This window comes from Streptomyces sp. NPDC005962 (genome assembly GCF_040629205.1).
Classification (GTDB): Bacteria; Actinomycetota; Actinomycetes; order Streptomycetales; family Streptomycetaceae; genus Streptomyces.
Genome location: NZ_JBEXVE010000002.1, coordinates 355,032 through 376,939 on the forward strand (window position 1 = coordinate 355,032; position 21,908 = coordinate 376,939).

The following is a 21,908-nucleotide window of genomic DNA, read 5'->3' on the forward strand; positions in this document are numbered from 1 at the left end:
TCCCGCACCACGAAGAAGTGGAAAGCACGCCCATGCCCATGAACGCTCGCCGCCTGCTGCGCGGCATCGCCCTGGTCTCCGCCCTCACCCTGGGGGCAACCGCCTGCGGTGGCTCCGACGACAGCGCCGCCGAACAGAAGCCGGTGTCCGCCAAGGACATCGACGCGGCCCTGAAGAAGGGCGGCACCCTGAAGGTGTGGGCCTGGGAGCCCACGCTCAAGAAGGTCGCCGACGACTTCGAGAGGGAACACCCCGCCGTCAAGGTCGACTTGATCAACGCGGGCACCAACAAGGACCAGTACAAGGCCCTGCAGAACGCCATCGCCGCGAAGAAGGGCGTCCCCGACGTCGCGCAGATCGAGTACTACGCGCTGGGCGAGTACGCCCTGACCAAGGCCCTCGACAAGCTGGCCCCGTACGGCGCCGACAAGCTCGCCGACAAGTACTCCCCGGGCCCGTGGAACTCCGTGAAGTCCGGCAAGGACGTCTACGCCCTGCCCATGGACTCCGGCCCGATGGCGATGTTCTACAACAAGAAGGTCTTCGACAAGTACAAGCTCAAGGTGCCGACCACCTGGGACGAGTACGTCAAGACCGCCCGCGATCTGCACAAGGCCGACCCCAAGGCGTACATCACCGCTGACACGGGAGAGGGCGGCACCGCCACCAGCATGCTGTGGCAGGCCGGTTCCCGCCCGTACCAGGTCGACGGCACCAAGGTGAAGATCGACTTCTCGGACGCGGGCGCCAAGAAGTACACCGACACCTGGCAGAAGCTCCTCGACGACAAGCTGGTCGCGCCCATCACCGGCTGGACCGACGACTGGTACAAGGGCCTCGGCGACGGCACCATAGCCACCCTGAACAGCGGCGCCTGGATGCCCGCCAACTTCGTCTCGGGCGTGAAGGACGCCTCCGGCGACTGGCGCGTGGCACCGCTGCCGCAGTGGAAGGCCGGGGACAAGACCACCGCGGAGAACGGCGGCAGCTCCCTGGCGCTGCCCACCCTGGGCAAGCACAAGGAACTCGCCTACGCCTTCGCCGAGTACGCGAACGCGGGCAAGGGTGTGCAGACCCGCGTCAAGGAGGGCGCCTTCCCGGCGACCACCGCGGACCTCGAATCCGACGCGTTCCAGAACACCGCGTTCCCGTACTTCGGCGGGCAGAAGGCCAACAAGATCTTCGCCGAGTCGGCCGCGAACGTCGGCCGGGGCTGGTCGTACCTGCCCTACCAGGTCTACGCCAACAACATCTTCAACGACACCGTCGGCAAGGCCTACGTCTCCAGGACCAAGCTGGCCGACGGCCTGAAGGCCTGGCAGGACGCCTCCGTCAAGTACGGGGAAGAGCAGGGCTTCACCGTCCAGAAGTAACCCAGCACGCCGCGCCGCCCCGTACGGTTCACCGGAAGGACCACCATGATCTCCACCCTCCAGTCCCAGTCTCCGGATGGGCCGGACGGTGACCCCACCCCACGCCTCGGCTACGGCGCGGACTACAACCCCGAGCAGTGGCCGCGTGAGGTGTGGGAGGACGACATCCGGCTGATGCGCGAGGCCGGTGTCACCATCGTCTCCGTGGGGATCTTCTCCTGGGCCCGCCTCCAGCCGGCCCAGGACGAGTGGGACTTCGGCTGGCTCGACGAGGTCATGGACCTGCTGCACACCGGCGGCGTCGGGGTCGACCTGGCCACCGCCACCGCGTCCCCGCCGCCCTGGCTCACCACCGCGCACCCGGAGATCCTCCCGGTGACCGCCTCCGGTGAGACGGTGTGGCCGGGGGCGCGGCAGCACTGGCGCCCCACCTCGCCCGTCTTCCGCACCCACGCGCTGCGCCTGGTGCGGAAGCTGGCCGAGCGGTACGCGGGTCATCCCGCCCTGGTGGCCTGGCATGTCTCCAACGAGCTGGGCTGCCACAACATCTACGACTACTCCGACGACGCCGCCCGCGCCTTCCGCGACTGGCTGCGCGCCCGCTACACCACCCTGGACGCTCTCAACCACGCCTGGGGCACCGCGTTCTGGTCCCAGCGGTACAGCGCCTGGGAGCAGATCCTGCCGCCCCGGCTGGCCGCCTCCCACCCGAACCCCACCCAGCAGCTGGACTTCAAGCGCTTCTCCTCCGACGCGCTGAAGGAGCATCTGCGCGCCGAGCGGGACGTCCTGCGCGAGGTCACCCCCGGGGTCCCGGTCACCACCAACTTCATGGTGACGGGCGGCACCAAGGGGATGAACTACGCCGACTGGGCCGGTGAGATCGACTTCGTCTCCAACGACCACTACGTCCACCCCGGCCCACAGGACCGCGACGAGCTGTCCTTCTCCGCGAACCTCGTCAGCGGCATCTCCGGCCACCGCCCCTGGTTCCTGATGGAGCACTCCACCAGCGCCGTGAACTGGCAGCCGGTCAACGTGGCCAAGCGGCCGGGCGAGCTGGCCCGGGACGCGCTGCTGCACGTCGCGCACGGCGCCGACGCCGTGTGCTACTTCCAGTGGCGGCAGTCGGCGGCCGGGGCCGAGAAGTACCACTCGGCGATGGTGCCGCACGCCGGGGAGGACAGCGAGGTCTTCCGCGCGGTGGCCGACCTCGGCCGGACCCTGCGCACCCTCGCCCCGGTGGCGGGGACCGAACGCGAACCGGCCCGGGTCGGGATCGTCTTCGACTGGGAGTCGTGGTGGGCGAGCGAACAGGACTCCCACCCGACCTCGCGCCTGGACTACCGGCAGGAAGCGCTCGACTGGTACTCCGCGCTCCTCGCCCTCGGCATCCGCGCCGACGTCATCACCGCACAGGACGGGCTCGACCGGTACGAGGTGCTGATCGCGCCGGTGCTGCACATGGTCCCCGCGGCGCTGGCCAAGGAACTCACCCGGTACGCGGAGCAGGGCGGCCACCTGATCGCCACCTACTTCTCCGGTGTCGTGGACGAGAACGACCACATCTGGCTGGGCGGCTACCCGGGCGCCCTGGGCGAGCTGCTCGGTATCCGCATCGAGGAGTTCGGCCCGCTGCTCGACGGCGAAACGGTCGAGATCGACGCCCTCACCGGGGCCGCGTCCGACGGCAGGGCCACCGGCACCCTGTGGACCGACCGGATCACCGTCACCGACCCCGGCGTGGAGGTGCTGGCCCAGTACCGGAGCGGGACGTACGCCGGGCGCCCCGCCGTCACCCGCCGCGCGGTGGGCGGGGGATCGGCCGCGTACGTCTCCACCCGGCTGGGCGCGGACGGCCTCGCCGGACTGCTGCCGGGGCTGCTCGCGCCCGCCGGTGTCGGCAGTGAACTGCCGGACGGCGCACGGGGAAGCGTCGAGCTGGCCGTGCGCCGCGGCGGCGGCAGCCGCTATCTGTTCCTGGTCAACCGCACCGACGCGACGGTGCCGCTGACCGGACTCGCCGGGGAACCCCTGACCGGCGGTGCCGGGGGCGACGGAGCGCTCGTCCTGGCCCCCAGGGGTGTCGCCGTACTGCGACAGCCCGCGACCTGAATCGTCCGCATACGAGTTGGGAGCACACGTTGGCACGCCGTACCCGCACACGACGACTTCTGGGCACCATCGGAGTCACCGCTCTGGCCACCGGGGCCGCCCTGATCACCGCGCCACCGGTGACCGCGCAGGCCCCGGCGGCGGCGACGGCCGACGCCGTCACCGTCTCGCCCGACCCCTCGTACAAGGCGGAGAGCTTCGAGGGCTGGGGCACCAGCCTGGTCTGGTTCGCCAATGCCACCGGCGACTACCCCAAGGAGATACGCGAGAAGCTGGCCAGGCTCCTCTTCGGGGACAGCGGCCTCGCCCTCAACATCGCCCGCTACAACATCGGCGGCGGCAACGCCCCCGACGTCAAGGACTACCTCCGCGCCGGGGGAGCGGTCGAGGGCTGGTGGAAGGCCCCGGCGGGCACCACGCGCGAGGACACCGACTGGTGGAACGCGGACGACCCGGCCGACTGGAACCCCGGCGCCGACGCCACCCAGCGCTGGTGGATCGACCGCATCAAGGACGACATCGACCACTGGGAGACGTTCAGCAACTCGCCGCCCTGGTTCATGACCAACAGCGGCTATGTCTCCGGTGCCTTCAACGCCGCCGACGAGCAGCTGAGGCCCGACTCCGTCGACGACTTCGCCGCCTATATGGCGGGCGCCACCAAGCGGCTGGAGAAGGCACACGGCATCAAGGTCGACACCGTCGACCCGTTCAACGAACCGAACACCAACTACTGGGGCACCCAGCTGGGAGCCGACGGCGAGCCGGTCGGCGGCCGCCAGGAGGGCGCGCACATCGGCCCGGAGGTCCAGCAGAAGGTGATCGGCGCACTGGCCCCCGCCCTGAAGAAGGCGCGGACCGGCGCGAAGATCTCCGCGATGGACGAGACCAACCCCTCCATCTTCACGCAGAACTGGAACACCTACCCGCAAGCGGTGCGCGACCTCGTCGGCCAGATGAACGTCCACACCTATGGCACCGGCGGCCGCACCAGCGTGCGCGACCTCGCCAAGGCGGCGGACAAGCCGCTGTGGATGAGCGAGGTCGAGGGCGACTGGGGCGACGGCCAGAGCTTCACCGACATGCGGCCCGGCCTCGGCCTCGCCCGGCAGATGGTCGACGACCTGCGTGAACTGGAGCCCAAGGCCTGGGTGTTCTGGCAGCCCGTCGAGGACTACGACAACATGAAGCCCGGCGGCGAGTCGGGCAAGGGCGGCAACTGGGGCTCCATCCAGCTCCCCTTCAGCTGCACCTCCAAGGACACCCTCGACACCTGCCCCATCCGTACGAACACCAAGTTCGACACGGCCCGCAACTTCACCCACTACATCAAGCCCGGCGACCGGCTCATCAAGACCGACGACACCTCCAGCGCCGCCGCCGTCTCCAGGAAGGGCGACGCGGCCACCGTCGTCCACGTCAACAGCGCCGCCGCGGACCGTACGGTCACCCTCGACCTGTCCAAGTTCGGCAAGGTCGGCCGCCACGCCACCGTCACCCCCGTGGTGACCAGCGCCGAGGGCAAGCTGGAGCGGCAGGACGCCATCGAGGTGACCGACAAGAAGGCCACCTTCACCGCCCCCGCCCAGTCCGTGACGACCTTCCTGGTCAAGGGCGTGTCCGGGGTGGCCAAGGACGCCGCCGAGCTGCGGAAGGGCCACACGTACCAGCTGACCGGTGTCCAGAGCGGCAAGGCGCTCACCGTCGCGGACGACGGGAGCAAGCTCGTCATCAAGGCCGCGGGCACGGACCCGGCCGCCACCGGACAGAAGTGGCGGCTGCGCCAGATCAGCGGCGACACCGGCAACCGGCAGCGGTATGTGTTCACCAACCCGGCGGAAGGCAAGCGGATGGCCGTCCGCGACGGCGCCCCGGTACTGGAGCCGGATCGCGGGAAGCGGGACAAGGCCACCCAGTGGATCATGTCGACGACCGGTGACTGCACCTGGACCCTGGTCAACGCGGCCACCGGCCGACTGCTGGAGGTCGGCGGCCAGGCCACCCACGACGGCGCCGCCGTCACCACGTACACCCCGAATTCCGGCGCGAACCAGCGCTGGAAGGTCTCCGATCTGACCTGACCGGTGTGACGTGACGACGCCGATGCCCGTCTACCTCAATTGAGGTAGACGGGCATCGGTCGATATGCGTAGCCAGATTTCGACTAAGCGTACGAAGCGCCAGGTCAGGCCCTCTTTCTAGGCTCTGAGGCATGGCACAGCACGTCGAACGATACGCACGCATGCTGGGCACGGCGCTCGCCGCGAGCCTGGCCCTGGGCGCCCTGGCCGCCCCCGCCGCCGGGGCCGTGGACCACCGGGCCCGGCCGGGTGCCGAGAAGCCCGGCCCGCACGCCGACACCGGCTCGCCGGTGCGGGTGAACCAGGTCGGCTACCTCACCCACGGCCCCAAGAAGGGCACCGTGGTGACCGGCGCCACCCGGCCCTTGACGTGGACACTCAAGACCGCCGACGGCACGAAGCGTGCCTCGGGCGTCACCACCCCCGCGGGCGTCGACCCCAGCTCCCGGCAGCGCGTCCAGACCTTCGACTTCAGCGAGGTCACCGACGCGGGCGAGGGCTACACCATCACCATCGACGGGAAGAAGAGCGAGCCGTTCACCATCGGTGACCACCTGTACGACTCGCTGCGCACCGACGCGCTGGCCTACTTCTACAACAACCGCAGCGGCATCAAGATCGACAAGGATCTCGTCGGCGCCCGGTACGCCCGCCCCGCGGGCCACGACAAGGCCGCTCCGCACCGCGGCGACACCGACGTCCCCTTCCGGTGGCACGGGTCCGACTACCGGCGGAATGTCTCCGGCGGCTGGTACGACGCCGGTGACCAGGGCAAATACGTCGTCAATGGCGGTATCTCCGTCGCCCAGCTGATGTCCGCCTACGAACGCACCCGCACCACCCGGGGTGCCGGCGGCGACGCGCTGAGTGACGGCAAGCTGCGGGTGCCCGAACGCGGCAACGGCGTCCCGGACATCCTCGACGAGGCGCGCTGGGAGATGGACTTCCTGCTGCGCATGCAGGTGCCCCGGGGCAAGCCGTACGCGGGCATGGCGTTCCATAAGGTGCACGACAAACGCTGGACCGGGTTCCCGACCCGCCCGGACCAGGACGAGCAGCCCCGCGTGCTGCGCCCGCCGTCCACCGCGGCCACCCTCAATCTGGCGGCCACCGCCGCGCAGTGCGCCCGCCTCTTCAAGCCCTACGACCCGCACTTCGCCGCCCGCTGCCTGGACTCGGCCCGGACCGCCTGGGCCGCCGCCAAGAAGCATCCGAAGATGTTCGCGAGCGACAAGGACTCGGTCGGAGGCGGTGCCTACGGCGACCGCCACGTCGGCGACGAGTTCTACTGGGCCGCCGCCGAGCTGTTCCTCACCACCGGGGAGGACACCTACCGCACGGCGCTCCTCCACTCACCGCTGCACGGCGACACCGACGCGCTCTTCCCGCGCGGCGGCGGCCTGTCCTGGTCGGCCACCGCGGGCCTCGGCGCGCTCGACCTGGCCACCGTCCCCAGCAAGCTCACCCACGAGCAGCGCGCCGCCGTGCGCGCCACGGTGACCAAGGCCGCCGACACCTACGCCTCCGATTCCGAGAAGTCGGCCTACGGTGTGCCGTACGCGCCCAAGGGCGGCAAGTACGAGTGGGGCTCCAACAGCCAGGTGCTGAACAACATGATCGTGCTCGCCACCGCCGACGAGCTGACCGGCAAGGCCCGCTACCGCGACGCCGTGCTGCGCGGCATGGACTACCTGCTGGGCGGCAACCCGCTCGATCAGTCCTACGTCACGGGCTACGGCGAACGGAACTCCCACCGCCAGCACCACCGCTTCTGGGCACACCAGCTCGACCACAAGCTGCCCAGCCCGGCGCGCGGTTCACTGGCCGGGGGCCCGAACTCCGGACTGCAGGACCCGGTCGCCCGCAAGAAGCTCAAGGGCTGCGCCCCGGCGATGTGCTACGTCGACGACATCATGGCGTTCTCCACGAACGAGATCACCATCAACTGGAACGCGCCGCTGGCCTGGGTCTCCTCCTACCTCGCCGACGTTGAGCATATGTCTGACCAGCGGCGCTGACCCTGTGGCATCTGTTCATGGCGGCGCGGCGTCCTCGCCCTTAGCGTGTGCGGGCAAACGCCAAGGTCGAGTGCGCCGAGGAGGAGCCGGATGCGGGAGGAGCGGCACACCCCCGACGCGGTCGGTGAGCGGTACTTCGTCGTGATCGGCAGCGAGGTGGCGCGCAAGGTCTGCGGTTCCCTGCGGGCGGCCGGACACCGGGTGCGCCACTTCGCCCAGCCCACGGACGAGGAGCTGCGCCGGGCGCTGGACCGGGAGGTGGCGGGCGTCGCGATCCTGCTGGAGGACGACGCCGAGGCCCTGCGCTACGCGCTCGCGGTGGAACACATCCACCCCAAGGTCCCCCTGGTGGTGACGATCTTCGACCGGACGGTGGCCGAGCAACTGGTGCGGGTCATCCCGAACTGCCAGGTCACCTCCCCGGCCGACGTGGCCGCGCCGGTCCTCCTGGCGGGCTGCCTCCAGCCCGATCTGCTCGCCCTCACCACGACCCCCTCGGGCCACGCGGGCGCCCGCTGGGACGGGGACACCGTGCGCCTCCAGCCGTACCGGCCGCCGCGTTCCCTGCGATACCGGGCGTGGCTGGGGAAGTTCCGGGGACAGCTGCGGCCGCACGACGGCGGTTCGCGGATCATGCTGATGGGTTTCGCCGGGCTGCTCGCCGTGCTGCTGACGGACTGGGTCTGGCTGGTGGCCCTGCACCACCGCACACCCGTCGAGGCGTTCTTCGAGGCGGCGCGCACCGTATCCGCCGTCGGCCCGGCGCTCGCCCACGGCTCGCACGCGTATCTGATGTTCTCCGGCCTCGCGATGCTCATCACCATCGTCTTCACCGCCGTCTTCACGGCAGGTGTGGTCGACCGGCTGCTGGCCCCGAGGGCGATCGGCATCGTGGGTCCGCGCGCCCTGCCCCGGGGCGGCCATGTGGTCGTCGTCGGGCTCGGACAGGTCGGGCTGCGATTGTGCACCCAGTTGCAGGACCTGGGTATCGGTGTGGTCGCGGTCGAGCGGAACCCGAAGGCCCCGAACCTCCGGCTGGCCAGGGCGCTCGGGGTGCCCGTCGTCGTCGCCGACGCCAGGGACCGGTACGTGCTGCGCACCCTGCGCCTCGGGCGTGCGCAGGCGATGGCCGCGGTGGCTTCGGACGACCTGGACAACATCGCCGTCTCGGTGGCGGCACTCGCCGTCGCGCCCGAGCTGCGGGTGGTGATGCGCGCCGGGGACCACGAGGCCATCGCGGAGACCCGTTCGCTGTTCAAGATCGGCCTGGTGCACGACCTGGGCAGCCTGAGCGCCGCGTACACCACCGCGAGCCTGACCGGGCTCCGGCCGCGCGGGGTGCTGGCCCACGACAAGCGGCTCCTGGTGGAGCGGGCGGACGGGGCGTTCGTACCGTGGCCGCAGCCGGAGCGCTGCGGCCACGCCGATCGCTGACCCCGCGGTTCACTCCAGGCGTACGGTCAGCGTGTCGCGGGAGTACGACGGTACGGCCGTGTACGTGTGCCCCTCGAAGCGGACCCGGATGGCGGCGAACCGGCCGCGCAGCCCGCCGCGGGCACGCAGCACCCGGATGACGGTGTGCCGGGCGGGGGAGCGGTGGCCGTCCAGCCGGATGTCCAGGACACTGCCGTCGCCGAGCACGGCGGAGCGGGCGACCGTGAGCGCGGGCGTACCGTCCTCGACGGTGCCCGCCGCCACCTCCAGCGTGGCGCCGGAGGCCACGACCATCCCCCGCCGCGCCCGCACCCCGCCGGGGGACGCGAGCCGCAGCGCCCCGCCGCCGTGCACGTGGACCTCTCCCGTGCCCAGCGCGTCCGGTGCCCCCGCGACCAGGGTTCCGGCCTCGACGCGGGTGCCGCCGGTGTAGCGGTTGCGGCCGGTGAGGGTCAGGGTGCCGGTGCCCCGTTTGACGAGCCCGCCGTCGCCGGAGATGTCGTTGCGCCAGGCGTCGGCCGTGTGGAACCCGCCCTGCCGCGCGTCCATCTCCACGCGGACGTCGCGGTCGAAGGCCCCGAAACCGTCCGCCGCCGCGAAGAGGTTGAGCCGCCCCCACTGCTCGGGCCCCTCCAGCAGGGCGTAGCCGGAGGGCAGGGCGGTGGTGCGCAGCACCTCCCGGCGCTGGTGCGCGGTGAGATAGGGCAGCCGGGTCTCGATGAGCACCTCGGCGCCCTTGGGCACGGTCATCTCGCGGTGCTCGCCGCCCCCGGGCAGGACGTAGGTCAGACGTGGGGTGAACGCCCGGGCGTTGGCGGCACGGTCGGCGTACGGGTCGGTGTCCGTGGCGGCCGAGTGCGCGTAGTCCCAGAGCGTGTCGGCCGTGGTGCCGGTCCGGGAGCGGAGGTAGTCGGCTGCCTGCCGGCGCGCGGCGGCCTTGAGCCCGGCGTTGGCCGGGTCGTACAGCGCGGCGGCGGCCAGCGCGGTGGCCAGGATGCGCCCGCCGACGACGTCGAGGGCGGAGTGCATGCCGGACACGATCCGGGTGTGGGCGGCCGCGGAGGCGTGGGTCACCAGCTCCTGGAACCTCTCGGGTATCGCGTACGCCAGCGCCAGACCGGCCAGGTACAGCGCGTTGGTGTGGCCGCTGGGGAAACCGCCGTCCTCCGACGGCGTGCCGCCGCGCTGGCGCAGCAACTGCGGGGTGACGGCCACCTCGGAGGCGTAGACGGGGAAGCCGAAGGCGTCCGTGGCGCCGGTGTCGACGACCTCGTTGCGCTCCGTCATCCGCCACGGACGGGGGTACTGGTAGCCGAACTTGGCGGGGTTGCCCGACGCGTACGGGCCGCGCAGCGTCCGCACGAGCCGGACGACGTCGCCCAGGTCCGAGTCGGTGGCCCCGGCCCCGATGGCGGAACCGGCGGGCGCGCCGGGCGGTACGGCGTCGCTCACCGTGGTGGCCGGGGTGGTGTCCGGGGCGCCGGTGATGCTGGTGACGGCCTTGGCGCCGGTGCGGTAGATCTCGGTGAGCGGGCCGAGACCGGCGGTGGCCGCGTAACTCTGGTCCTGGCGGTCGTAGAGGAAGGATTCCCGGGCCTGCGCGTCGGTGCGCCGCGTGGTGAGGGCGATCGAGTAGCGCATGTTGGCGTGCAGCACGGCGGCCGCGCGCGGGGCGCCGTTGTTCCAGGCCGTGCCGGTGTGCCAGAGCCGCCGCACACCGCTCAGGACGCGGAGGGCCGCGTTGGTCTCGGGGGTGACGTTGGCGGTGGTGTTGGTCTTGTAGTCGTCGACGAAGGAGGTGAGGACCCGCCCGGCCGTCCGCTCCGCCGCCCTGGCCGGGGAGCCGGACAGGAGGGATAACGCCGTCGGGACGGTGATCAGCCCCGCCGGAACGGAGGCGGAACGCCGGAGGAAACCCCTGCGGTCCAGAGTGGGTCCCGCGGACCGGCCGGGGGAGGTACGCGCCGTCATGCTGCCCTCGCGATTCTCGTCGTAAGCGCTTGCTGGAGACGTGACGCGAAGGAAGTGTAGAGGCCTCCACGGCGGAGGGGTGGGTCAGCCGGTGGCAGGGGTGCGGATGGCCGCGATGTCGAACTGGAGGCGCACCTTCTCGCTCACCATGGCGCCGCCCTGGGCCAGTTTGGCGCTGTAGGTCAGGCCCCAGTCGGAACGGTTGATGGTGGTGGTGCCGTCGAAGCCGATCCGCTCGTCGCCGAAGGGGTCGGTGACGTGCCCGATGTAGGTCAGCTCCAGGACCACGGGGTGGGTGGCGTCCCTGATGGTGAGGTCACCGGACATGCGGTACACGTCCTGGCCCGCGAGCTCCACCGAGCGGCTCCGGAAGGAGATGCGCGGATAGGTCCGGGCGTCCAGGAAGTCGCGGCTCATCAGATGGGCGTCGCGCTGCTCGACACCGGTGTCCACGCTGGCGGTGGACAGCACGATCTCGGCCCGGGAGCGGGCCGGGTCCCGGCCGTCGAAGTGAAGACGGCTTTCATAGGCGGTGAAGGCGCCGCGCACCGTGGTCACCATGGCGTGCCGGACGGAGAAACCGATCCTGCTGTGCGCCGCGTCGATAGTCCATTCCCCGGTGAGCGCCGACAGTCCGGGGCCCGACTGGTCGGCACGGTCGGGGGAGGCAGGAGCGTCCTGGGTAACCGAGCTGCGAGGCGCGAAGTTGCGAGTAAACAGTTTCATGGGCCATGTTGTTACTGCACGGGTAAGTATCGCTGCAAGTCCTGTTCATGAGCCGACCCGGGACTGCACAGGTCACCCTACCGCTCGGGCCGCAATTCCCCCCGCCCGACGGCCTCATGGCCATGGATCGACACCGCGTCTTCACATGAAACGATGCGGTGCGGAGTGTCGAATGGCGGCGAATCGGCGGACGAAACGCTCTTTGGGCACCCGGCCTTGTTCCGCATTCGGCATCACCGCTTTATCTCCGGCATACGCGCCGTCACTCTTCGGTTTCATTTCTTCAAAGAATCTCCACCATCGCGAATAGCTGTGGCGGATTGTGTGGGGGACCGGCCCAGCCAGGTGGTCAGGGCCCACCACCGGTGCAGGGTCTCCAGCGGCCCGCCGCGGCCGTCGGGCCGGGTGTCGGTCAGCGAGGTGCCGGTGATCTGCTGGAACCGGCCGAGCCGGTAGCGGATGGTGTTGGGGTGGGTGAACAGGGTCGCCGCACTCTGGTCCAGGCGGCGGCCACAGTCGAGGAACGTCAGTGCGGTGAGGGCGAGTTGACGGTGGAACGCGTCCGACGGGTCGAGGCCGCCCAGGAGCCGGTCGCTCAGGTGGGCGCCCAGCAGCGGCTGGTCCGCCACGGCGATCTCCGCGGCGAAGTCGGTGAGTTCGTACCATCCCTGCCGCCCCTCCGCCGTGCCGAGGTCCACGGCGCGTACACAGAGCCGGTACAGCGGGCGTAGCCGGTCCAGGGGAGCCGCCGGAGAGGCCACGACCAGGGCGGGCAGGTCCGGGTCTTCGCCCTGTGGCAGCCGGGCGCACAGGCCCACCACCCGTCCCTCGACCAGCCCGGACAGCCCGCGCAGCGCGGAGAACCGGTGCGTCAGACGGTGGGCGTGCCCGGGCCCGGTGGCCTCGGCGACGAGGCAGTGATACGGGGCGTGGCCGTCCTCCGCCCGGATTCCGGCCCTTCCCAACTCCTCGGCGCCGGGGGCGACTCCGTCGACCAGTACCCGCCGGAGCAGCCGGGTGCGGATCTCGTGCGCCTCGGGTGCCGGTCCCCGCTCCGCCGCGTGGTACCCGTTGATGACATGGCGCTCGATGGCGTCGCCGTACTCCTTCAGCCGGAGGATGACGGGGAGCAGCGCACTGTCGGGCACCCCGGACATCCGGCAGCGGTCGACGCTGATCTCCGCGACCCGGGTGAGCGCGGCCTGCACACCGCGCAGCACGGCGGTCATCGGCACGCCCTGGCCTGCCCGGTCGGCGCCCAACAGCAGGGCGGTGGTGAAGTCCTGTTCCTCGACCCGGTCGAAGGTGCCGAACCACGCACCGGCCGCGCGGATCATCGCCAGCACATGGGAGCGGGTCTCCGCCTCGGTCAGCCGGGCCACCTCGGGGGAGTGGGCGCGCGCCGCGCGCACGAGTTCGCCGCATACGTCCGCGTCGACGGCCATGGCCCGCAGGATCTCGGTGACCGGCTCGCGCTCCTGGACGACAGCCATGAGCCCCTTTTCCGTCCTGGCGCTGTCGCCGGGCCACAACGAAGCGGTGACCGCGTTGGCGCCCGGCTACTACCGCGCCGCCGTGCGGACCTGATTTCCTGTGCGCTACCGACGGTAACAGCGCGGCGGCCGCGGTGACAGCCATCGCGTCGCCCCGCGCTGTCCGCACCTCACCGGGAGGGCAGCCCATGGAGAACCCCGCATCCCCGACGCCGATCACCCGACGCCGCGCCCTGACGGTGGCCGGAGGCGTCGTCGTGGCGGCCACCCTCGACCAGGCGGTCCCCGCCTTCGCGGCCGGGTCCTCGGACACGGCCGCCGACGCGATCGTGGTCGGCCACGGGCTCGCCGGACTCGTCGCGACGGCGGAACTGGCGGCGGCGGGGCGCAAGGTGCTGCTCCTGGACCAGGAACCGGAGAGCAATATGGGCGGGCAGGCGTTCTGGTCCTTCGGCGGGCTGTTCTTCGTCGACTCCGATGAGCAGCGTCTGATGGGCATCAAGGACTCCCACGAACTGGCCTGGCAGGACTGGCTGGGCACGGCCGGATTCGACCGTGGCGTGAGCGATCCGCGCGGCCAGGACCACTGGGCCCACCAGTGGGCCGAGGCCTACGTCGACTTCGCCGGGGGCGAGAAGCGGTCCTGGCTGTACGGGCTCGGGGTGCGCTGGTTCCCGATCGTCGGCTGGGCCGAGCGCGGTGGCGGTCTCGCGGACGGCCACGGCAACTCGGTGCCCCGCTTCCACGTCACCTGGGGCACCGGCCCGGCCGTGGTCGAGCCGTTCGAGAAGAAGGTGCGGGCCGCGGTGGCGGACGGCCACGTGACGCTCAAACACCGGTACCGCGTCGACGAGATCGTGACCACCGGCGGCGCCGTGACCGGTGTCCGCGGCGCGGTCCTGGAACCGAGCAACGCCCAGCGCGGCAAGGCCACTTCCCGCACCGTGGTCGGCGACTTCGAGCTGCGCGCGCCGGTGGTCGTCGTCACCTCCGGCGGCATTGGCGCCAACCACGATCTCGTACGGCAGAACTGGCCGGACCGGCTGGGCACCCCGCCCAAGCGCATGATCACCGGCGTTCCGGCGTATGTGGACGGCCGCATGCTGGCCATCACCGAGAAGGCGGGCGGGCGGATCGTCAACCCCGACCGGATGTGGCACTACACCGAGGGGCTGAAGAACTACGACCCGATCTGGCCCGACCACGGCATCCGCATCCTGCCGGGGCCGTCCTCGATGTGGTTCGACGCCAAGGGCAAGCGGTTCTCCGCCCCCGACCTCCCCGGATACGACACCCTCAGCACCCTGAAGACGATCACCGAGTCCGGCTACGACTACTCCTGGTTCGTCACCACACAGAAGATCATCGCGAAGGAGTTCGCGCTCTCCGGCTCCGAGCAGAACCCGGACCTCACCAACAAGGACATCCTGCAACTCCTCTCGCGTATCTGGCAGACCCCGGAGCCGATCGAGAAGTTCAAGAAGAACGGCGTGGACTTCGTCGTCGCCACGTCACTGTCCGAACTGGTCCGCGGGATGAACAAGCTGACCGGGGACAACCTCATCGACCTGGCCGACCTCAAGCGGCAGATCGACGCACGGGACCGGGAGATCGACAACCCGTACACCAAGGACGTCCAGGTCATGGGCATCCGCAACGCCCTCGCCTACCCCGGCGACACCCTCAGCCGCACGGCCCCGGTGCACAAGATCATGGACTCCGCCGCCGGACCGCTGATCGCCGTACGCCTCAACATCCTCACCCGCAAGACCCTCGGCGGCCTCCAGACCGACCTGTCCGGCCGCGTCCTGGGCGCCGATGGTGAACCGGTGCCGGGGCTGTACGCGGCCGGGGAGGCGGCGGGGTTCGGCGGCGGCGGAGTCCATGGCTACCGCTCCCTGGAAGGCACGTTCCTGGGTGGCTGCCTGTTCTCCGGACGGCAGACGGGGCGGGCCGCGGCCGACGCCACCGCGACCTGACGCCTCGGCGGCCCGCGACCTGCCCCCCGGCGGCGATCGGCTCAGCCGGGCAGCCGTCCCTTGCTGCGCATGGCGGTGCGGACGCGCTCCTCGGCCAGCCCGAGCCCGGCCGTGTGCGGAGTGGTGCCACGGCGCTCGGCCTCGTCCAGGACGGTGACGGCGTTCGCGCGCAGCCGGGTGGAGATCGTCTCGAAGATGGTGGCCGTCTCGGGCCGGAACCCGGAGTAGCGGGCGTCCATGGCGAACGCGGCGGCGACGACACCACCGGCGTTGGCCACGAAGTCGGGCAGCACGGTGACACCCCGCCCGGCGAGGATCTCCTGAGCCGCCGGGGAGGTGGGCAGATTGGCGCCCTCGACCACCAGCCCGGCCTTGATCAGGTGAGCCGTCCGGTCGTCGATGACGTCCTGCAGGGCGGCGGGGACCAGGATGTCGCAGTCGACGGTGAGTTCCCGGCCGGAGGCGAGCACCTCGCCCCGGGCGTGGCGGCCGACGAAGTCGTCGCCGTGCTCCTCGCGGGCGGCCAGCAGGGCGGGTACGTCCAGCCCGCCGGGATCGTGCAGCGCGCCACGGGCCGTGGACACGGCCACGACGGTGGCGCCCAGTTCGGCGAAGCGTGCCGCCGCGGCGGCGCCCACGGCGCCGAACCCCTGGATGGCCACCCGGCAGCCGGACAGGGACAGCCCGCTCCGCCGCGCGGCGGCATCGGCGGCCTCCGCGACGCCGTAGCCCGTGACCCCGAGCTTGTCGTAGGCGACGCCGCCCAGGTGCTCCGGGGTGCCGACGGCGGCGCCGCGGTCGCCCAACTCGTCCTGGATGATGGCCGCGTCGCTCTCCGTCAGCCCCATGTCCAGCCCCATCACATACTCGCGGGGCACCTCGTTGGACAGCGCGCGGGCGAACGCGCGCAGGATCGCCTCCTTGTCGCGGGACGCCGGATCGGCGACGATGCCCGCCTTGGCGCCACCGTAGAAGAGGTCGACACCGGCCCACTTCCACGTCATGACCCGGGCCAGCCGGGCGACTTCCCCGACCGTCACCGTGGGGCTCATCCGGGTTCCGCCCTTGCCGATGCCCCGGGCCGTGTTGTCGATGACCAGCACGCCCTTCATGCCGGTACGCCGGTGGGAGACGACGACGATCTTCTCGGGGCCCCAGTCGTCGACGAGCGAGAGTGCGTCAGCCACGTCTGTCCGTCCTTCTCGGTCGCTCTCGGTCCTTCTCCGGTTCTTCTCCGTAGATCGGTCCACCTCACGATGTGGCCGCCGACACCGGCACACAAGGGTCGGCAGGGCGACAGAAATGACGCCGGGGAGCAAGGAACGCTTACGCTGCCCCGCCCAGCCCCGTCCGCGTCACGGCGCGCAGGACGTCGACCAGGGCCACCACGGTCGGCCGCCGCTCCGCGGCGCAGCGGAACACCACGACGATGTGCCGCTCGACCGTCTCGCGCAGCCGCACCACATCGAAGCGTGACGGCCGCAGCCTGAGCATCAGATCCGTCACCGTGCTCACCCCCACCCCCGCCTCGACCAGCGCCAGGGTCGCCGCGGTGTCCGTCACCTCGTGCAGCACCTCCGGTTCGACGCCCGCCCGGCGGAAGGCGGTGCGCACGGCGCGCCCGTAATAGCTCTCGGCGGACGGCAGAATCCACCCCAGGTTCCGGGTCTGCGCCATGGAGACCGTCTCCCGGCGGCCCATCGAACCGGTCGGCACCGCGAGCGAGAAGCGCTCCCGGTGCAGCTGCGTCACCCGCAGGGCCGGATCGCGCGGGATCGGCAGATCCGGATAGTCGAGGCCGAGCGCCAGATCCACGGCCCCGGAGGCCACCGCGTCGTACACCTCGTCCACGTCCATGTCACGGCTGCGGACCGTCAGCCCCGGATGCTCCTCGCGCACCTTGCGCAGGGCCGGGGGCAGGATCTCGGCGGCGGCCGTGGTGAACAGGCCGACCAGCAGCGTACCCGAGGCGTCGTTGCGGGTGCGCTCCAGCGCCTCGACGGCCTCGGCCTCCGTGGACAGAATCCGCTCGGCGTGCCGGGCCAGCGTCATCCCCGCGTCGGTCAGCTCCACTCTGCGCCCGGTCCGCCGCAGCAGCTCCATGCCGGTGGCCTTCTCCAGTGCGGCGATCTGCTGGGAGACTCCGCCGGGGGTGTACCCCAGCGACTCGGCCACCGCCGTGATGGTGCCGCGCCGGGTCAGTTCGACGAGGGAACGCAGCTGGGCACTCGTCCAGTCCATATAGAGACCCTAATAGATCACGAGCAATAACTGTTCATGGACGTCAATGGTCGGAGTGCTGCACGATGACCGGCAGATCGCTGATCGGCATCGTCACGCACTGCGACAGCCGCGCCGCGCCCGGGGCCGGAGACCCTTTTCGGACCCGGCGCCCGCCTCGGGAAGGGATCGGCCACTTGTCCTCCTCGTCCTCCTTCCGCACCGTTCCGCCCGCCGCCGACGTCGTGATCATCGGCGGCGGTGTCATGGGTACCAGCACCGCCTTCCACCTGGCCGAGGCCGGGGTGGAGAACATCGTCGTCGTCGAGCGCGGAGACCTGGGCTGCGGCAGCTCGGGCAAGCCCATCGGCGGTGTGCGGGCCCAGTTCTCCGACCCGCTCAACATCCAGCTGGGCAGCCGTAGTCTGCGCGCCTACCAGGACTTCCCGCACCGTCCCGGCGCCGACATCCGGCTCGACAGCGTCGGCTACCTCTTCCTGCTCACCAGCGACCAGCAGGCGGCGGACTTCGAGGCCTGCGTCAGGACCCAGAACGCGCTCGACGTGCCCAGCCGCATGATCGGCTCGGACGAGGCACACCGTCTGTGCCCCTACGTCAGCACCGACGGGCTCGTGGCGGCCGTCCACTCGCCCACCGACGGCCATGCCCGCCCCGGGCTGGTCATCCAGGGCTACGCGCGCGCCGCGTCCCGGGCCGGGGTCACGTTCGCCACGCACACCGCCGTCACCGCCATCGACACCGCCGGGGACCGGATCACCACCGTGCACACCGACCACGGGCCGATCGCCTGCGCCACCGTCATCTGTACCGCGGGCGCCTGGTCGGCGCGGATCGGGGACATGCTGGACATCAGCCTCCCGGTGCGTCCGGTACGCCGTCAGGTGGCCTTCACCGCCCCGCTTGCCCCGCCCGCCCCGCGCATACCCTTCACCATCGACTTCTCGTCCACGGCCTACTTCCACAACAGCGACGACGGGCTGCTGTTCGGCCTCGCCGACCCCGGCCAGGCCGAGGGCTACGACACCAACTGGACCCCGGACTGGCTGGAGCTGTTCCGCGCCGCCGCCCGGCGCCGAGCCCCGGCCCTGGCCGATATGGAGACGGCCGACGGCTGGGCCGGGCTCTACGAGATCACCCCGGACCACAACGCCCTGATCGGCCGGGCGAACGACCTGGACAACTTCTTTTACGCGACCGGGTTTTCCGGGCATGGCTTCCTCATGGCCCCGGCGGTCGGTGAGATCGTCCGTGACCTGTATCTGGACCGCACACCGTTCCTCGACGTCCGCCCGTTCAGCGCCGACCGCTTCACCACCGGGGCGCGGACGCGCCCCGAAGCCCATGTGGTGTGAACCGCCGACCGCACCACCCTCGACCGCACACCGCCGACCGCACGGCAGCCAACCGAAAGGCAGCACTCCCGATGACCAGCCGGACACATCGTCAGTGGCAGCTGCGCGCCGCGTTCGCCGCCCGGCTCTCGGACATGTACGGGCGGGAGGTCCCCGCCTACACCACCCTTGTGGACGTCTCCCGCGAGGTCAACGACGACGTGCTGCGCGCCCGGGGCGCCGACGCCGAACGGCTGGGCTCCATCAGCCGGGTCACCGCGGAACGGCACGGCGCGATCCGCGTCGGCACCCCGCGGGAAATGAGCCAGGTCGCGCGCGTCTTCGGCGCCCTCGGCATGCGTCCGACCGGCTTCTACGACCTGCGCGAGGCCGCCGCCAGCGCGGTGCCCGTCATCTCCACCGCCTTCCGCCCCACCGACGGCGAGGAACTCGCGCGCAACCCCTTCCGCGTCTTCACCTCCATGCTCACCCCCGCCGACCCGCGCTTCTTCGACGACGATCTGCGCGCCCGGCTGGAAACCTTCCTCGCCGGACGTGAGCTGTTCCCGCCGGAGCTGCTCGCCCTCGCCGACCGGGCCGAGGCGACGGGCGAACTGCCCGAAGCGGCGGCGGAACGCTTCCTCCAGCTGGCCGTGGGTGCCTTCGAGCTGTCGGCCGAGCCGATCGACCAGGGCTGGTACGCAACCCTGGAACGCGTCTCCGCCGTCGCCGCGGACATCGGCGGCGTCCGCAGCACCCACATCAACCACCTCACCCCCCGCGTCCTGGACATCGACGAGCTCTACCGGCGCATGACCGACCGCGGCATCGAGATGATCGACACCATCCAGGGCCCTCCGCACTGGGACGGCCCCGATCTGCTGCTGCGCCAGACCTCCTTCCGGGCCCTGGCCGAACCCCGGGCCATGCGCACCGCCGACGGCGGCGTGGCCGACGGGTCCCTGCGGGTGCGGTTCGGCGAGGTCGAGGCGCGCGGCATCGCCCTCACCCGCGAGGGCCGCGCCCTCTACGACCGGCTGCTGACCCGGACCGACCAGGAGGCGGCCGCCCGCCCCGGCGCGGACCGCGGCGACATCGCCCGCGCGCTGTGGGCGGAACACGTCCCCGCCACCGAACGGAGCCTCGCCGACGAGGAGTTGGCCTACTTCACCTATCACGTGGTGCCCGACCGGCCACGGGACGGCAGCCGCCCGCCCGCCGACGTCGGCGAGCTGGTGGCCCGGGGCTGGCTGCGCACCGAACCCATCGTCTACGAGGACTTCCTGCCCCGCTCCGCGGCCGGGATCTTCCAGTCCAACCTGACCGGCGAAGGCACACGCGACAACGACCACGCGGGCACCGCCTACGACAGCGCATGGCTGTCCGGCGCCATCGGCCGCGACGTCCTCGACCCCTTCGCCCTCTACGAGCGGCAGCAGAACCACTCCATCGCCCAGGCCGCCCGAGCGCTGGAACTCGACGGCGAACTCGGCTGAAACAGCCCACACTTCCCGAGGGAGCATTCATGACCAGCACCGTCCTTCCCACCACCGACGACCTGCGCGGCCGGGCCCGTACCGCCCTGGAGCGCGTCGGCGCGAGCGTTCCGCCGGGCAGCGGCCTCACCGCGCGCACCCCCATCACCGGCGACCACCTCTTCGAGCTGGCAGCCGCGACCCCCGCCGACGCCGAAGAGGCCCTCACCGCCTCCCGCGCGGCCTTCCTCACCTGGCGCACCACCCCCGCCCCCCGGCGCGGCGAACTCGTGCGCCGCCTGGGCGGGTTGCTGCGCGACCACCAGAGCGACCTGGCCGACCTCATCACCATCGAGGCGGGCAAGATCCGCTCCGAGGCGCTGGGCGAGGTCCAGGAAATGATCGACATCTGTGACTTCGCCGTCGGCCTCTCCCGCCAGCTCTACGGACGCACCATCGCCTCCGAGCGCCCCGGCCACCGGCTCGCCGAAACCTGGCACCCGCTCGGCGTGGTCGGCGTCATCTCCGCGTTCAACTTCCCCGCCGCCGTCTGGTCCTGGAACACCGCCGTCGCCCTGGCCTGCGGCGACACCGTGATCTGGAAGCCGTCCGACCTCACCCCGCTGATCTCCCTGGCCTGCGACCGGCTCCTCGCCCGGGCCGCCGAGGACGTCGGCGCGCCCCGCGATGTCCACCGGCTGCTGCTCGGCGACCGCGCCATCGGCGAGAAGCTCGTCGACGACCCCCGGGTCGCCCTCGTCAGCGCCACCGGCTCCACCCGCATGGGCCGAGAGGTCGGCCCCCGCGTCGCCGCCCGCTTCGGCCGCAGCCTGCTCGAACTCGGCGGCAACAACGCCGCCGTCGTCGCCCCCTCCGCCGACCTCGACCTCGCCGTCCAGGGCATCGTGTTCGCCGCGGCCGGAACCGCCGGGCAGCGCTGTACGACCCTGCGCCGCCTCATCGTCCACCGCGACATCGCCGACACCCTCGTGGCCCGGCTCACCGCCGCCTACACCAAGCTGCCCATCGGCGACCCCTTCGACGAGGACACCCTCGTCGGCCCTCTCATCTCCACCGGCGCCCTCGACGCCATGCGGCACGCCCTCACCCGCGTCCGGGCCGAGGGCGGCAAGATCCTGGCGGGCGGCAACCGCCGCCTGGCCGACGCGCTGCCGAAGGCCGCGTACGCCGAACCCGTCATCGTCCGCGTGGACGAGCAGAGCGACGTCGTACGGGAGGAGACCTTCGCCCCCATCCTGTACGTGCTGACCTACGACACCTTCGAGGAGGCCATCGCCCTCCACAACGACGTCCCCCAGGGCCTGTCGTCCAGCATCTTCACCCGCGACCAGCGCGAAGCCGAACTCTTCCTCTCCGCCGAGGGCTCCGACTGCGGCATCGCCAACGTCAACATCGGCACCTCCGGCGCCGAGATCGGCGGCGCCTTCGGCGGCGAGAAGGAAACCGGCGGCGGCCGCGAGTCCGGCTCCGACTCGTGGCGCGCCTATATGCGCCCGGCCACCAACACCATCAACTACTCCAGCCACCTCTCCCTCGCCCAGAACGTCAGCTTCCTCTGACGCCACGCCCTCCCCCAACTCGGGCCCGTGGACCAGCGCCAGGAGCAGGCACCGGGCTAAGGTTGCCACCAGTATCGGAAGCGTCACTCAC

Annotated in this window: 14 protein-coding genes; 9 read left to right on the top strand and 5 right to left on the bottom strand. The window is 71.3% G+C overall.

Annotation, left to right across the window (positions count from 1 at the left end):
- Positions 1 to 32 precede the first annotated feature (32 nt).
- The 5 genes from ABZ370_RS05185 (at position 33) to ABZ370_RS05205 (ending at position 9,021) form a co-directional block, all read left to right on the top strand.
- Positions 33 to 1,373, top strand: a complete 1,341-nt coding sequence (locus ABZ370_RS05185; RefSeq protein WP_358616649.1) for a sugar ABC transporter substrate-binding protein — start codon at positions 33 to 35, stop codon at positions 1,371 to 1,373.
- 45 nt (positions 1,374 to 1,418) lie between these two features.
- Positions 1,419 to 3,488 (top strand): beta-galactosidase, encoded by a 2,070-nt coding sequence (locus ABZ370_RS05190; RefSeq protein WP_358616651.1) that lies wholly within the window; start codon positions 1,419 to 1,421, stop codon positions 3,486 to 3,488.
- A gap of 29 nt (positions 3,489 to 3,517) precedes the next feature.
- Complete coding sequence (locus ABZ370_RS05195) at positions 3,518 to 5,569, top strand: glycoside hydrolase (RefSeq protein WP_358616654.1); 2,052 nt, start codon at positions 3,518 to 3,520, stop codon at positions 5,567 to 5,569.
- 131 nt (positions 5,570 to 5,700) lie between these two features.
- On the top strand, positions 5,701 to 7,587 hold the full coding sequence (locus ABZ370_RS05200) for a glycoside hydrolase family 9 protein (protein ID WP_358616657.1): 1,887 nt from the start codon (positions 5,701 to 5,703) through the stop codon (positions 7,585 to 7,587).
- A gap of 90 nt (positions 7,588 to 7,677) precedes the next feature.
- Complete coding sequence (locus tag ABZ370_RS05205; protein ID WP_358616660.1) at positions 7,678 to 9,021, top strand: NAD-binding protein; 1,344 nt, start codon at positions 7,678 to 7,680, stop codon at positions 9,019 to 9,021.
- Positions 9,022 to 9,030: 9 nt separating this feature from the next.
- On the opposite strand, the gene ABZ370_RS05210 is transcribed toward ABZ370_RS05205, so the two are convergent.
- The 3 genes from ABZ370_RS05210 to ABZ370_RS05220 all read right to left on the bottom strand — a co-directional run bounded on the left by ABZ370_RS05210 (position 9,031) and on the right by ABZ370_RS05220 (position 13,211).
- Complete coding sequence (locus ABZ370_RS05210; RefSeq protein ID WP_358616663.1) at positions 9,031 to 10,992, bottom strand: phosphatase PAP2 family protein; 1,962 nt, start codon at positions 10,990 to 10,992, stop codon at positions 9,031 to 9,033.
- A gap of 84 nt (positions 10,993 to 11,076) precedes the next feature.
- A complete protein-coding gene (locus ABZ370_RS05215; protein WP_358616666.1) occupies positions 11,077 to 11,718 on the bottom strand; it encodes a YceI family protein in 642 nt (213 codons plus the stop codon).
- Positions 11,719 to 11,993: 275 nt separating this feature from the next.
- The gene (locus ABZ370_RS05220; RefSeq protein ID WP_358616669.1) at positions 11,994 to 13,211 is read right to left on the bottom strand and encodes a helix-turn-helix domain-containing protein; all 1,218 of its coding nucleotides are present in this window, start codon (positions 13,209 to 13,211) and stop codon (positions 11,994 to 11,996) included.
- Between the two features lie 188 nt (positions 13,212 to 13,399).
- Here ABZ370_RS05220 and ABZ370_RS05225 point away from each other — a divergent pair, with 188 nt between their 5' ends.
- Positions 13,400 to 15,190, top strand: a complete 1,791-nt coding sequence (locus tag ABZ370_RS05225) for an FAD-binding dehydrogenase (RefSeq protein ID WP_358616671.1) — start codon at positions 13,400 to 13,402, stop codon at positions 15,188 to 15,190.
- A gap of 41 nt (positions 15,191 to 15,231) precedes the next feature.
- On the opposite strand, the gene ABZ370_RS05230 is transcribed toward ABZ370_RS05225, so the two are convergent.
- Positions 15,232 to 16,377, bottom strand: a complete 1,146-nt coding sequence (locus tag ABZ370_RS05230; RefSeq protein ID WP_358616673.1) for a Glu/Leu/Phe/Val dehydrogenase dimerization domain-containing protein — start codon at positions 16,375 to 16,377, stop codon at positions 15,232 to 15,234.
- Between the two features lie 139 nt (positions 16,378 to 16,516).
- The gene (locus tag ABZ370_RS05235; RefSeq protein ID WP_358616676.1) at positions 16,517 to 17,431 is read right to left on the bottom strand and encodes a LysR substrate-binding domain-containing protein; all 915 of its coding nucleotides are present in this window, start codon (positions 17,429 to 17,431) and stop codon (positions 16,517 to 16,519) included.
- Positions 17,432 to 17,607: 176 nt separating this feature from the next.
- Here ABZ370_RS05235 and ABZ370_RS05240 point away from each other — a divergent pair, with 176 nt between their 5' ends.
- The 3 genes from ABZ370_RS05240 (at position 17,608) to ABZ370_RS05250 (ending at position 21,817) form a co-directional block, all read left to right on the top strand.
- Positions 17,608 to 18,783 (top strand): FAD-binding oxidoreductase, encoded by a 1,176-nt coding sequence (locus ABZ370_RS05240; RefSeq protein ID WP_358616679.1) that lies wholly within the window; start codon positions 17,608 to 17,610, stop codon positions 18,781 to 18,783.
- A 71-nt stretch (positions 18,784 to 18,854) separates the two neighbouring features.
- Positions 18,855 to 20,258 (top strand): VOC family protein, encoded by a 1,404-nt coding sequence (locus ABZ370_RS05245; RefSeq protein WP_358616682.1) that lies wholly within the window; start codon positions 18,855 to 18,857, stop codon positions 20,256 to 20,258.
- Between the two features lie 29 nt (positions 20,259 to 20,287).
- The gene (locus tag ABZ370_RS05250; protein ID WP_358616685.1) at positions 20,288 to 21,817 is read left to right on the top strand and encodes an aldehyde dehydrogenase family protein; all 1,530 of its coding nucleotides are present in this window, start codon (positions 20,288 to 20,290) and stop codon (positions 21,815 to 21,817) included.
- Positions 21,818 to 21,908: the final 91 nt, after the last annotated feature.

Excerpts from the sequence above, each read along its gene's own strand:
- ABZ370_RS05200 (WP_358616657.1), top strand. The coding sequence starts at position 5,701 with ATGGCACAGCACGTCGAACGATACGCACGCATGCTGGGCACGGCGCTC.
- ABZ370_RS05235 (WP_358616676.1), bottom strand. The coding sequence starts at position 17,431 with ATGGACTGGACGAGTGCCCAGCTGCGTTCCCTCGTCGAACTGACCCGG.
- ABZ370_RS05210 (WP_358616663.1), bottom strand. The coding sequence starts at position 10,992 with ATGACGGCGCGTACCTCCCCCGGCCGGTCCGCGGGACCCACTCTGGAC.
- ABZ370_RS05225 (WP_358616671.1), top strand. The coding sequence starts at position 13,400 with ATGGAGAACCCCGCATCCCCGACGCCGATCACCCGACGCCGCGCCCTG.
- ABZ370_RS05205 (WP_358616660.1), top strand. The coding sequence starts at position 7,678 with ATGCGGGAGGAGCGGCACACCCCCGACGCGGTCGGTGAGCGGTACTTC.
- ABZ370_RS05220 (WP_358616669.1), bottom strand. The coding sequence starts at position 13,211 with ATGGCTGTCGTCCAGGAGCGCGAGCCGGTCACCGAGATCCTGCGGGCC.
- ABZ370_RS05245 (WP_358616682.1), top strand. The coding sequence starts at position 18,855 with ATGACCAGCCGGACACATCGTCAGTGGCAGCTGCGCGCCGCGTTCGCC.
- ABZ370_RS05215 (WP_358616666.1), bottom strand. The coding sequence starts at position 11,718 with ATGAAACTGTTTACTCGCAACTTCGCGCCTCGCAGCTCGGTTACCCAG.
- ABZ370_RS05185 (WP_358616649.1), top strand. The coding sequence starts at position 33 with ATGCCCATGAACGCTCGCCGCCTGCTGCGCGGCATCGCCCTGGTCTCC.
- ABZ370_RS05190 (WP_358616651.1), top strand. The coding sequence starts at position 1,419 with ATGATCTCCACCCTCCAGTCCCAGTCTCCGGATGGGCCGGACGGTGAC.
- ABZ370_RS05250 (WP_358616685.1), top strand. The coding sequence starts at position 20,288 with ATGACCAGCACCGTCCTTCCCACCACCGACGACCTGCGCGGCCGGGCC.